A 12,062-nucleotide genomic window follows, 5' to 3' on the forward strand; every position below is an offset into this window, starting at 1 on the left:
CGGTTATTCAAGAACCATGCCAGCCCGCTGCGGTCCGCCTCAGACCCGCGGGCTCCGCGTCATCAGTCCGTGTCCGACTGATTGAACGCCCGCAACCCTTCTGCGCGGATGACGTCGAGACAATCCTTCTTGAGCGAAAGATATGCTGGCTCGACCATGACAGAACTCGACCGTGGGCGCGGCAGCTTGACCGCGACTTCGCGCAGGATGCGGCCGGGTCCCGCGCTCATGATGAGAACGCGGTCGGCCAGCACGATGGCTTCATCGACGTCATGCGTCACGAATACGATGGTCGCCTTGATCCGGTCGCGCAACGCCAGCAGATTGTCTTGCATCACCGCGCGGGTCTGCGCGTCGAGTGCCCCGAAGGGCTCGTCCATCAGCAGCACACGGGGCTGATTGGCCAACGCTCGCGCGATTGCCACGCGCTGTTGCATGCCGCCGGACAGCGTGTTCGGATAAGCGTCGGCGAAACGCTTGAGGCCGACCATCGCGATCAGATCGTCGGCGATGGCATACGCTTCCGTCCTGGACTTCCCGAGCATCCTGGGACCGTGGGCGATGTTGCTGCGGACGGACTTCCAGGGGAAGAGATGCGGCTGCTGGAACACCATGCCGACATCGGGACGCGGACTGTAGACAGGCGCGCCCTCGACCAGGATCTCGCCTTCGAACGGCACTTCCAGCCCGGCGATCGTATTGAGTACCGTCGACTTGCCGCAGCCGGAGGGCCCGGCGATGCAAACGAACTCGCCAGGCGCCACGTCAAACGAAACGCGATCGACCGCGATGATTTGCCCGCGCTTGGTGTCGAAAACGATGCTCAGGTTCGAGACTTGAATGGCCGGTTGTTTTCGCGCCGATTCGACGGAGGCAGGCGAACTTGCCAGCGCCAGTTTCATGCCAGATCGAGATCCCGACATCAGCGCCACCAGACAATACCTTCGGCAAGAGCCGCAAACAGCCGGTCGGCGATGAACGACATCAACCCGAGCGCAGCGAGCCCGCCCATGACCTGGCCCGTTTGCAAATTCTGCTGCGCAATCTCTATCCTGTAGACAATGCCGGCGAAAGCGCCGGCCAGTTCAGCCGCGACAAGCGTGTAGAAGGAGATGCTGACGGCGGTGCGCAACCCGACCACAATGTAGGGAAGCGCCCCCAGCAGCACGATCTCCTGCAGCATCTGCCGTCGGGGCGTGCCGAGCATCAACGCCGCCCGAATCAGGCCACGGTCGACCTTCTGCACGCCGATGTGAGTCGAAAGCCATACCGTGAAGAATACGCCCCATACGACGAGGAACAATTTTCCCGCCTCCGACAGGCCGAACCAGAGAATTACGATCGGCACGAACGCAATCGGCGGAATTGGCCGCAAGATATGGAATAGCGGGGACAGCAAGCTCGAGATAACGGGGAATTGGCCGGTGAGAACACCGAGCAGGATGCCGAGCGCGCCGCCTATGATGAATCCTGTGGTGACGCGAAAGAGGCTGGCCAACAGATCGCTAAAGAACTGTCCGCTTCGTATCCATTCAAGCACGGCCGCAGCAACCACCGTCGGCGGCGGAAACAGCACCATGTTGACGGTCCCGGAACGGGAGACCAGTTCCCAGAGCCCAATGAACAAGGGAAGCGAAAGCGCCCCGACCAGAATATTGAGGCGGCGAAGCCGAACTGAATTCGGCCGCCGAGCGCGACCGCCAGTGCGGATGGCAATATCGCGTCCCGCTGAAGTGGCTTCCTGCATGGCCGTGCGGGTGGCTATTTCCATGAGAGGGTGACGCGTTCGGGGTCGACCTTTTTCAGTGGCTCGGTGACGACGACCTTGCTGAAGTCGGGCATCGCCGCTCCCGGAGGATGGTTGCCGCTCTCGAGGCGCCATGCGGAATGGGTCTTCAGAATCTCGATCAGCCGGTCGTCGAGACGCACCCGGTAAACATAGTCGGCCCAGATGGGGGCGAGTTCGTCCCGCTTCATTCCAACCGCGTCCGCCACTGTCGTGATTGCTTCATCCGGGTGTGCCTTCATCCAGATCTCGGCATCGATCAGTGCGGCGATGAAGTTCTCGACCAGCACTGGGTTGGCGTCCAGATAGGGCTTCATGACGACGATATTGAACGTCTCGGAGTAGGTGCCCTTTGTATCTATCTCAGCGACGGCTTCGCCCAGGGCTTTCTTCGCGTTGGCGACGTGGGGCTCCCAGGTGTCGATCGCGTCGATGCTTCCGGCTGCAAGTGCCGGCAGCATCTCCTGCGGCCGCAGATTGACGAGGGTGACATCCTTGGACGTCAATCCCGCCGACTTCAGCAAGGTCGCGGTGTAAACCTCGCTACCGGTGCCGGCAGTGAAGGCGATTCGCTTGCCGCGAAGATCTGCCCTGGTCTTGACGCCGGCCTTGGCCGCGACGAGCGTCTTGAGATCGGAATATTCCATCCCGGCGACGAAGGCGATGGGCTGGTTTGCCATCGTCGAAGCGGTGACCGGCGCCTCCGCCGTCGTCGCGATGTCGGCACCGCCCCCGATCACGGTGTCCAGGCACTGCTTGCCGGACGTGAAGTTCGAAACCGTGATGTCCAGTCCGTGCTTTTCGAAGATTCCCTTCGACTTGGCGACGATCGCAAGGCCGGAGATCGGTGCGAGATTTTGCGCCAGCCGGGCCTTGAGCAGTTCCGCGGCCAAGGCGCAGTTCGGACCGGTGGCAAGACCGACGGCAAGGCAGCAAAGGGTGACACGGCCGGCAATTGCCGTGATTGGGCGGGTGGTGGTCCGGTGCATGACGATCTCCCCTTGCGCCGCGCCCTGCGCAGCCCCGATGTGATCGCGGATACCGCCCTGAACGGTCCCGCCACAGTCCCCCTGCGTCCTCCCCTGGACGACCACTTGAGGATCGGCCCATTTGGTATGCTCGCCCGGCACCATTGTTCCGGGAAGCAATTAATCGACATGGCGGTCGGGAAGCGGCTGGCAATCGTCGGCGATCCCGCTGACCAACTGATCGCAGACGACATGAAGAACAAAGCGTCGTGCTTCTTGCAGGGCGCTTTTTTCTTTTGGGCGTCTCGCATCGCGGGATCGGAATAAGCGGGCCTGCGTCGGGTTGAAATCTGGCGGCCAACGACAACACAAAGGGAGGACAGGATGATCCGCATTGAGAGATCCGTGACGATTTCAGGCCTCGCGCTCGCCGCGGCCTTGCTTGCGGCGCCATCGGCGCAGGCGCAGTCGGCCGACATGACGTTCTTCGTGACTTCCAACGGTCCTGGCAAAGGCGCCGATCTCGGCGGCCTGGAGGGGGCCGATGCGCAGTGCCAGAAGCTGGCCCAGGCCGGCGGCGCCGGCAGCAAGACCTGGCGCGCTTATCTTTCGACCCAGGCAGCCGACGGCAAGCCGGCCGTCAACGCGCGCGACCGCATCGGCAAGGGACCGTGGCAGAACGCCAAGGGCGCTGTGATCGCCAAGGACGTTGCCGACCTGCACGGGGCGGCCAACAACCTCACCAAGCAGGCCACGCTCAGCGAGAAAGGCGAAGTCATCAACGGCCGCGGCGACACGCCGAACCGCCACGACATCCTCACGGGTTCGCAAGCCGACGGCACCGCATTTCCCGCGGGTGACGACAAGACCTGCAAGAACTGGACGTCGAGCACGCAGGGGGCGGCGGTCGTCGGCCACGCCGACCGTCAAGGCCTGCGCGACGACGAGCCGTCGAAATCGTGGAACAGCTCGCATCCCTCGCGCGGTCCCGACGGCGGCTGCTCGCAGGCCGATCTGAAGAGCACCGGCGGCGACGGCCTGCTGTATTGCTTCGCGTCGAATTGAGGCTTCCGTCATTGCGAGGAGCGCAGCGACGAAGCAATCCAGAGTCCCTCCAGGGTGACAGTCTGGATTGCTTCGCTGCGCTCGCAATGACGGAGCGTGTTGGTGCTGCCGTTCCGCCCCATCCTGACGGAACCTTGTCGCGCGTGATAAATTGGTCCTATCGCTTTTACGCTCACGGACCCCTTTCATGAAATACGAGCTCTATTATTGGCCCGAGATCCAGGGCCGCGGTGAATATGTGCGGCTGGCGCTGGAGGAGGCGGGCGCGGCTTACGTCGACGTGGCGCGTGGCCCACGCGGCACAGCTGCGATGATGAAGATGATGGAGGCGCACAAGGGCACGCCGCCCTTTGCGCCGCCGTTCCTCAAAGCCGGCAAGCTCGTCATCGGCCAGGCCGCGAACATCCTACTCTATCTCGGCGCCCGCCACGCCCTCGCTCCGAAGTCGGAAGCGGGTCAACTCTGGGTGCATCAGCTCCAGCTGACGATCACCGATCTCGTGGTCGAGATTCACGATACCCATCATCCGCTCGGGCCCTCGCTCTACTACGAAGATCAGAAGCCGCCGGCGAAGAAGCGCACGGCCGACTTCTGGGGCGAGCGCGTACCGAAATATCTCGGCTATTTCGAGCAGCTCCTTCAGGACAATGGCGGCGCCTATGTCACCGGCCGCAGGCTGACCTATGTCGATCTCTCGCTGTTCCAGATCGTCGCGGGGCTGCGCTATGCGTTTCCCAAGCGGATGAAGGCATTCGAGACAGATATCCCGGGCCTCGTCGGCCTGCACGACCGCGTCGCGGCGCGGCCGAACATCAAGGCCTATCTCGAAAGCCGGCGCCGCATTGCCTTCAACGAGCAGGGCATCTTCCGCCGCTACCGCGAGCTGGATGGTCAAAGCACAGCAGAGTGATGCGCGCGCTCACCGAAGTTGCGGCCGGACACGCGAAAAGCCCGATCGACCGGATCGGGCATTTCATCTTCGACGCGGCTGATCAAGCGAGCTGATCGATCCGCGTACCCTGACCCGGCGGCAGCGGCGCAGGCGGCGGCGGCTTGTAGGTCGGGTCGTTGTCCTTGGTCTTGATCTGATCGTCCTGCTGCTTGGTCGTGTCGTAGCTCGGCACCACGATCGCGATCGGCGGCGGCGAAACGGTAGAAACGCTCATCCACAAATCCTCACATATGGAAACAACTGACCCTGCGCCGCGAGACGCGAAATTTCCTTCAAGCCAATCGTTAAAATGCGAGGGATCCGGTGCGGTGGAATGTGCTCTCGGACCTCTCCTCGTCATTGCGAGGAGCCCTTGCGACGAAGCAATCCAGTCTGTCACCGCAGAGACAGTCTGGATTGCTTCGCTTCGCTCGCAATGACGGAGTGCGTGGAAAGAGCGGGGTCGCCCCGCCTATTCGTCTTTGCCGCGCGTGATCGCGATGGACGCATCCGTCTTGGTGCGGGTGCATTCCATGTTGAGACGCCGGTAACGCATGCTGATCTTGTCGCCGCGCAAGAGCCCCATCCGCTTCAGGCAGCGTGTGGCGCCCGTGGTCGTATCGTCCTTGGTCACGGTGAAGACGATCGCCGCCATCGACCCTACCAGCGCAAAGAACTCCGGCTTGGGCTTGCGATCGCCCTTGGCATAGAGCTCGATCGAATATTTGTCGCCACGGCAAGCCACGGACAATTCCTTGGCCGCCGGATGAGTCAGATAGACGACATTCGCGGCGCGGAAATTCACCTTGAGGCGATCGACCTGGTTCGCCAACTCCTTGGCGCTGTCATCGCAGCGGTCCGCGCGGGCGGGCGAGGCGATGGTCACAAGGCCGGTGATGGCGGCGGCGACCAGGATCGCGCCGCGGACGTGCAAGTTCAATGTCATGATGAAAAGCCCCTTAGCGGGCGCATTCAACCGTCGTCGCAGGCGGAGCGCAAGGGGTGCACTCAAGGTCTTCACCGGCATCATGAGGGTCTGGTGTCCGCCGACAGCCGCCGAAAATAGGTCGCCATGCCGCCGAATCGGGATGCCCCGACCGCACCAGAGCGCCTTCCCTTTGCGGCAAAAAAGCTTAGAACGCTTCTATGAAAGGGGCCCATGCGAGGGCCCCAAAACCCCGAGATTCCAGCCCATGAACGCTCCCACCGCCTTCCCCGACCCCGCAAAGCCCGTTCCGCCCTACAAGCACACGCCGCTGTTTCCGCTGGGCAAGGACGAGACGCCCTACAAGAAGATCACAGCCGATGGCGTGCGGGTCGAGAAGGTTTTGGGCCGGGACATGCTGGTGGTGTCGCGTGAGGCGTTGCGGGCGCTGTCGGAAGCGGCCTTTGGCGACATCAACCACTATCTGCGGCCGGGTCATCTGAAGCAGCTCCGCGCGATCCTGGAGGACGGCGAGGCGAGCCCGAACGACAAGTTCGTCGCGCTGGACTTCCTCAAGAACGCCAACATCGCCGCCGGCGGCGTGCTGCCGATGTGCCAGGACACCGGCACCGCGATCATCATGGGCAAGAAGGGTTGCAACGTCATCACCGACGGTGACGACGAGGCGGCACTGTCGGAAGGCGCGCGTGATGCTTACCTGCGCCGCAATCTGCGCTACTCGCAGGTCGCGCCGCTGTCGATGTACGAGGAGAAGAACACCGCCAACAACATGCCGGCGCAGTGCGAGATCTACGCCGAAGGTGATGACGCCTACAAATTCATGTTCATGGCCAAGGGCGGCGGTTCCGCCAACAAGAGCTTCCTGTTCCAGGCGACGCCCTCGGTGTTGACCAAGGACCGGCTGCTCGCCTTCCTGAAGGAAAAAATCCTGACGCTGGGCACCGCCGCGTGCCCGCCTTATCACCTCGCCATCGTGATCGGCGGCACCTCGGCCGAGCTCTGTATGAAGACCGTTAAGCTAGCGTCGGCCCGCTATCTCGATGCGCTGCCGACCCACGGCTCGCCCGACGGCAACGCGTTCCGCGACGTCGAGATGGAGCAGGAAATCCACAAGATGACGCAGTCGCTCGGAGTGGGCGCGCAGTTCGGCGGGAAATATTTCTGCCACGACGTGCGCGTGATCCGCATGCCGCGTCATGGCGCCTCGCTCCCGATCGGGCTCGGCGTGTCCTGCTCGGCCGATCGCCAGGTGCTCGGCAAGATCACCAAAGACGGCGTCTATCTCGAAGAGCTCGAGCACAACCCGGCGCAGTATTTGCCGCAGGTCGAGCAATCGCTCGGCGGCGAGGTGGTCAAGATCGACCTCAACCAGCCGATGAAGGATATCCTTGCCACGTTCTCGAAGTACCCGACCAAGACGCGGGTCTCGATGACCGGCACCATGATCGTCGCGCGCGATTCGGCACATGCCAAGCTGCGCGAGCGGCTGGACAAGGGCGAGCCGCTGCCGGACTATTTCAAGAACCATCCGGTCTATTATGCGGGCCCCGCCAAGACGCCGGAGGGCTATGCCTCCGGTGCGTTCGGCCCCACCACCGCCGGCCGTATGGATTCCTTCGTCGATCAGTTCCAGGCCGCCGGCGGCTCGATGGTGATGGTCGCCAAGGGCAACCGGGCGCCGGCCGTGCGTGAGGCCTGCAAGAAATATGGCGGCTTCTATCTCGGCTCGATCGGTGGTGCCGCGGCGAACCTTGCCGAGCACTGCATCAAGAAGGTCGAGGTGCTCGAATATCCCGAGCTTGGCATGGAAGCGATCTGGCGCATCGAGGTCGTCGACTTCCCGGCGTTCATCATCATCGACGACAAGGGCAACGACTTCTTCAAGGAGTTGAATCTGGGTTAGTTCTTCACCTCGCTCCGGAATGCCAGAAGAGCTCGGCCTGCATGGTTCGAGACGCCCGCTTTGGCGGGCTCCTCACCATGAGGGCCTGATATATCGCCGCGAAACACGACCTCATCCTGAGGGCCCGCCGGAGGCGGGCGTCTCGAAGGATGGGCCGCAGGCTAACTGCAATTCGTGACCTGGTTGGAGCACAGCCCGCGCCACCAGCCGCGAACGCCGTCCTGGCTCTCGACCAGACCCCAGAGACCGCTACAGGCAAGGATGCGCTTCGGCCCGCCATCGGTGTCGATCGGGCCGCCAAGCTCGCGCTGGGCCGGCATCCACTTCGCATCGACGAAGGGCGCCTGGAACAGGCCGCCCATGCGTGTCGCGCCATTGGCGTAGGACGCGCCGACCTTGTTGGAGGCGACCCAGCCGCGTCCGGCATAGGGCTTCGGCGCGCTGCGCGGATATTTCTTGTCGTCCTCGTAGTCCTTGCCCGGCGGCTTGGCGCCTTCGATCAGAAACCAGCCGCTCTTGAAGCCGATGATGCGGAATTCGGTGAGCCAGCCGCCATCGGGCGTGTTCTCGCTGCCGCCGAGCTTGAGCCGGTAGGGCGGCGGAAGCGTGCCGAGCACACGCGCCTTGATCGATGGTTCGGCACGCACGTTGAGGCCACCAGGATCCTTGTCGACGGACCACGCGCCGAGATCGCACGGCTCGGTGCCGTCGGGGAGCGTTGAGCGCTTGGCGGCGAGATCGGCGTGCAGCTTTGCGAAATCAGTGTCGTCGTTTTCGGGATCCGGCCCGCTACGCGGCTCCAATGCGGCTGAGACTGCGTGCGTCGCATCCGGCGTCAGCGCGATCACGAGAGCCTGGCGCGCAGCGAACACGCTTGCAGGCGACTTCGGATCGTTCGACGAGGCCGGATAGACGGCGAGGTAGCCCGTCGAACCTTCGGTTCGATAGGCCGTGCCGGCGACATAGCCTGCTGGCACCATGGCGAGCGCGCTTGCCCGCCACGCCGGTTCGGCATTGTCCGCGCGCGCCGCTTGTGTCGCGACACACAGGATCGTCGCCGCGATGAGACCGAGCGCGCGCACGGTTGCCGCGCGGCTTAGGCGCGCGTGCCGGTGAACGGGAAGCTGCCCATCGGGCCGATGCCCATCTCCCCGCTCATGCTGTCGCCGGAGACGGTTCCGATGAATTCGAGCGTCAACGGCATCGGATTGGTAATCGAGACCTTCCAGTTGACCGCATCGCCGCTGACAGTGCCGTCGAAGATCTCTGTGGTTTGACCTTCGGCGCCCTGCGTGCCCGTCAGCGTTCCGCCGGAGCTCAGGAGCGTAAGCGTTGCCTGACGCTCGCCCATCGGCGTCGTCATGGTCAGATTCCAGTTGCCGTCTACCGCCATTCCCGTCTCCCGAACAGATCCAGGCAGGCCGCGACGATCCGCAGCCAGTCCTGGGGCGAGCGTATAGCGCAACTCATGGCGGCTGACCAACGTCGCGTGAGCGGCAATCAGGCGCGGGCGGCGGCGCGCCGGCGGCTGGTGACGATGAGCCGCAGAACGACATATTGCACGGCGAAGGCGAGGATCTTGGCACCGCCCGCGACGACGGAGATGTAGAACGCCCACAGCTTCAGATCGCCGGTCGAGGCGACTGCGATCGTGCCCGCCCCGATCACGAACATCAACACGGCCCAGGCATAACCCGCGGCAGTTACATATTCGGGGACGGTCTCGGTGACGATCGGCGGCATGTAGCGCAGCATCCAGCCGCGCTTGAGCATGATGACGCCGATCGCGAAATGCGCGATCGCCGGCTTTGCCAGCATGAAGCGGGGATCATGTGTGAGCAGCGTGACCGCGCCGAGCACGATGACGAGTCCCAGACTGGCATAGGTCATGAAGCTCAGCTGCTGCCCTTTGACCCGCGCATAGATCACTTGCGCAAGCGCGCCGGCAATCGCCACCGACGTTGCCAACACCACGTTGTCGGTGATGAGGTAGACGACCAGGAAGACGATGGCGGAGAGGAAGTCGGAGGCGAGGCGGGCGAATACGTCCTTCATCGTCGATCCTGTTCAGCGGGAGGTGGGCGTTGCGCTGGCCGGCGCACGGTACTTGATCTGCCGATATTCGGGATACCATTTTGTGAAGTAGATCGCGCTGTTGCGGGCGGCGAAGGCGACCGCAAGGCTCGACCAGAGCGGCAGGCCGGGGACATAGAGCAGCACGAGATTGGCGGCCGCCATCAGCAGCGCAGCCGCGGTCCAAGCGCCGGTGATGACGTAATTGGCATGGAGAAAGCCGGGCATTGCCGCGGTCTCGGCCGGCACGGCCTCCAGCGCGTATTGCAGCGTGAAGGGACGGCGGACCAGCATCGAGCCGAGCGAGATGACGAAGATGCCGATGTCGAGCGACAGCTTGACACCGAGCGTGCCGAGCGTCGGGTCGAACAGCGCGAGGTTGAGGCCGATTGCGGCGAATAGCAATGCCGAGCCCATAGCCAGGATCTTCACCGAGCGACCGCGCACGACATCGATCGCGACGGTGGCGAGACAGATTGCCGAGGCTACAAAGACGCTGATCGTGGCCGAGGTCATCAGCATCAGGAAGGTGAAGGCGCCGTAGGGCGCAAGGATCAGGAAAATCGCCATGGTCCGCCTCGGTCAGGCCTTATCTTTACGATGTAAAGATCAATAAGTCAGGAGCACGACGGGGTCAAGCAAAATCTTTACAGTGTCAAAATGACGTAAGCGACTTCCAAAAATTGAATTGCTGCAACGGCTTGGTCGGCCACCTCGTCGATGAATCCGGCCCAGGGCAGGTGCGACAGCACAGGTAACGCACAGGCGATCGAAAGGACGAAGGCGAGCAAGATGCCGCCGTTGAAGATGGTTTGGCCGCTCCGCCGCGGCCAGATCATCTGGAGCGTGATCCCGGCGCAGATCAGGACCAGGATCAGGACAGCGAGGCGGTCCGCGGCGATCGAGGGCATATGCATGAGAGACCTTTTTGGTGACATCAGCGATCTCGAGAGGAGAGCTACCGCGCGCCGACCCAATTGCCGTGAAAACCGTCGGGCACGCGATGGCCGAGTTGCACCAGCGCGACGGGACCGGCCTCGACATCCGTGGCGTTGAACACGGCGAGGTCGCTGCGGTTTTCCCGCGCGCGCCAGACCACCGCCAGCAGCCAGCCGTCGCCTTCCGCGGCATCCTGCGACCGCTCGACGAAGACGGGTTCGGAAATGGTGTCGCCGACCGGCAGCAGGTAATGGCCGAGACGCTTTCCATGACCGTCGACATGGACGACGCCGGACAGCGCGCCGAACATCGGCAGCTTCGGATTGGCGCAGGCGTACCAGCCGTGACCGCTCTTCAATCCGGCGCGGCGGTCGTCGATGCGCGGGAATTCGCCGGTGAGATCGTCGAGATAGGTCTGCTGGAAGCGGTCGGTGTCGCCTGAGAGATCGAACGTCCAGCGGCAATGGCGGGCGCGCGACTTCTCCGGATCGGTCTGCCGGCCGTCGGGATGCGGAAACAGCGGCGCTTCCTCGAACTGCATGACGTCGGCGATGATGCGGTTACCGTCCTCCCACGCATTCATGACGTGGAAGACGTAACAGGCTTCAGCGCGGAACCAGACGATGTCCTTCGCGCTGCCCTTGCGCTTGATCACGCCGACATAGGCGCCCTTGTCCGGTTCCCAGGCATAGGGAGGCCGCCCGCTCATCGCGCGCTCCATGCTGCCGGTGATGGGCAGGATCGGAAACAACACATGGTTCTCGGTGACGATGAAGTCGTGCACCATGCTGGCATAGGGCGCCTCGAAGCGTTCGAAGCGCGTCGCCTTGCCGGACGCATCAATCGATCCGTAAGAGAGGGCAGGCGTCAGCGGACCCGCCGCATTGTAGCCGAAGAACACCAACTCGCCGGTGACGGGATCGATCTTCGGATGCGCGGTGAAGCTGCCGGCGATGCGGCCCTGATAATTGTGATAGCCGCGCGTCGCGAGCGTGCCCGGCTCGATCTCGGTCGGCAAATGCGCTTCCTCCAGCGCTAGCAGCTTGCCGGCATGGAAGATGATGTTGGTATTCGCAACGCCCCCATCGGTCAGGTTCGCCGGCGCATCCGGCAGCTTGCGGCCAAAGCCGCCGAACAACGCGCGGCCGGCATCGTGCTCGGCCAGCCATTTCGGCGTCTGGATCCAGCGGTTGCGATAACTGGCGCGGCCGTTCTCGAGGTGAAAGGCGTGCAGCATGCCGTCGCCGACGAACCAGTGCGCGCCGGGCGACTCGAACTGCGGATTGGGGCCGTTGCGATAGAGCGTGCCGTTCAGTTCGCGCGGCAATTCACCGATGATTTTCAGGAAGGACGCGTCGGCCTCGAACGGAATCGGACCGAGATTGTGGCGGCGTTCGGCACCTGCGTCCTGCTGCACGGCGTATCCCTCCTTCATCTTTACATCGTAAAGA

15 protein-coding genes are annotated in these 12,062 nt (G+C 63.3%); 4 read left to right on the forward strand and 11 right to left on the reverse strand.

Annotated features, from left to right (window positions below; all coding sequences use genetic code 11):
- Positions 1-62 precede the first annotated feature (62 nt).
- Genes AC0L2F_RS12440 through AC0L2F_RS12450 form a run of 3 tightly spaced genes read right to left on the reverse strand, consistent with a single transcriptional unit; the run spans position 63 to position 2,775 of the window.
- Positions 63-902, reverse strand: coding sequence for an ABC transporter ATP-binding protein (locus AC0L2F_RS12440; RefSeq protein WP_007612271.1), 840 nt, complete (start codon positions 900-902; stop codon positions 63-65).
- A gap of 20 nt (positions 903-922) precedes the next feature.
- Entirely contained in the window at positions 923-1,771 is an 849-nt protein-coding gene (locus AC0L2F_RS12445) for an ABC transporter permease (RefSeq protein ID WP_473248546.1), read from the reverse strand.
- Positions 1,762-2,775 (reverse strand): NrtA/SsuA/CpmA family ABC transporter substrate-binding protein, encoded by a 1,014-nt coding sequence (locus AC0L2F_RS12450; RefSeq protein WP_473248547.1) that lies wholly within the window; start codon positions 2,773-2,775, stop codon positions 1,762-1,764. Before AC0L2F_RS12450 ends, AC0L2F_RS12445 begins: the two co-directional genes overlap by 10 nt.
- On the opposite strand from AC0L2F_RS12450, the gene AC0L2F_RS12455 reads away from it, so the two are divergent.
- From AC0L2F_RS12455 to AC0L2F_RS12465, 3 genes are all read left to right on the forward strand, one after another.
- The gene (locus AC0L2F_RS12455) at positions 2,770-3,081 is read left to right on the forward strand and encodes a hypothetical protein (RefSeq protein WP_473248548.1); all 312 of its coding nucleotides are present in this window, start codon (positions 2,770-2,772) and stop codon (positions 3,079-3,081) included. The genes AC0L2F_RS12450 and AC0L2F_RS12455 overlap by 6 nt on opposite strands.
- A 57-nt stretch (positions 3,082-3,138) precedes the next feature.
- Positions 3,139-3,819 carry a lectin gene (locus tag AC0L2F_RS12460; protein ID WP_063995729.1) on the forward strand — a complete coding sequence of 227 codons (681 nt, stop codon included), beginning with the start codon at positions 3,139-3,141 and terminating at the stop codon, positions 3,817-3,819.
- A 187-nt stretch (positions 3,820-4,006) separates the two neighbouring features.
- The gene (locus tag AC0L2F_RS12465) at positions 4,007-4,729 is read left to right on the forward strand and encodes a glutathione S-transferase (RefSeq protein ID WP_473248549.1); all 723 of its coding nucleotides are present in this window, start codon (positions 4,007-4,009) and stop codon (positions 4,727-4,729) included.
- Positions 4,730-4,811: 82 nt separating this feature from the next.
- Here the strand turns inward: AC0L2F_RS12465 and AC0L2F_RS12470 are convergent, their stop codons facing one another.
- Positions 4,812-4,985 carry a hypothetical protein gene (locus AC0L2F_RS12470; RefSeq protein ID WP_007612258.1) on the reverse strand — a complete coding sequence of 58 codons (174 nt, stop codon included), beginning with the start codon at positions 4,983-4,985 and terminating at the stop codon, positions 4,812-4,814.
- Positions 4,986-5,222: 237 nt separating this feature from the next.
- Positions 5,223-5,696 (reverse strand): hypothetical protein, encoded by a 474-nt coding sequence (locus AC0L2F_RS12475; RefSeq protein ID WP_035975114.1) that lies wholly within the window; start codon positions 5,694-5,696, stop codon positions 5,223-5,225.
- Positions 5,697-5,943: 247 nt separating this feature from the next.
- Here AC0L2F_RS12475 and AC0L2F_RS12480 point away from each other — a divergent pair, with 247 nt between their 5' ends.
- Positions 5,944-7,599: a fumarate hydratase gene (locus AC0L2F_RS12480; RefSeq protein ID WP_473248551.1), complete on the forward strand. Its 1,656-nt coding sequence runs from the start codon at positions 5,944-5,946 to the stop codon at positions 7,597-7,599.
- 161 nt (positions 7,600-7,760) lie between these two features.
- Here AC0L2F_RS12480 and AC0L2F_RS12485 read toward each other — a convergent pair whose 3' ends face one another.
- From AC0L2F_RS12485 to AC0L2F_RS12510, 6 genes are all read right to left on the reverse strand, one after another.
- Positions 7,761-8,681 (reverse strand): SH3 domain-containing protein, encoded by a 921-nt coding sequence (locus AC0L2F_RS12485; protein WP_473248552.1) that lies wholly within the window; start codon positions 8,679-8,681, stop codon positions 7,761-7,763.
- Between the two features lie 14 nt (positions 8,682-8,695).
- Positions 8,696-8,992 (reverse strand): hypothetical protein, encoded by a 297-nt coding sequence (locus tag AC0L2F_RS12490; RefSeq protein ID WP_007612254.1) that lies wholly within the window; start codon positions 8,990-8,992, stop codon positions 8,696-8,698.
- 107 nt (positions 8,993-9,099) lie between these two features.
- The gene (locus AC0L2F_RS12495) at positions 9,100-9,654 is read right to left on the reverse strand and encodes an inner membrane-spanning protein YciB (protein WP_063995733.1); all 555 of its coding nucleotides are present in this window, start codon (positions 9,652-9,654) and stop codon (positions 9,100-9,102) included.
- A gap of 12 nt (positions 9,655-9,666) precedes the next feature.
- Positions 9,667-10,242 carry a hypothetical protein gene (locus AC0L2F_RS12500; RefSeq protein ID WP_473248553.1) on the reverse strand — a complete coding sequence of 192 codons (576 nt, stop codon included), beginning with the start codon at positions 10,240-10,242 and terminating at the stop codon, positions 9,667-9,669.
- A 77-nt stretch (positions 10,243-10,319) separates the two neighbouring features.
- Positions 10,320-10,589, reverse strand: coding sequence for a hypothetical protein (locus AC0L2F_RS12505; RefSeq protein WP_473248554.1), 270 nt, complete (start codon positions 10,587-10,589; stop codon positions 10,320-10,322).
- Positions 10,590-10,630: 41 nt separating this feature from the next.
- Positions 10,631-12,028 carry a carotenoid oxygenase family protein gene (locus AC0L2F_RS12510; RefSeq protein WP_473248764.1) on the reverse strand — a complete coding sequence of 466 codons (1,398 nt, stop codon included), beginning with the start codon at positions 12,026-12,028 and terminating at the stop codon, positions 10,631-10,633.
- Between the last annotated feature and the right edge of the window lie 34 nt (positions 12,029-12,062).

This window comes from Bradyrhizobium sp. Ken64, from assembly GCF_055807555.1.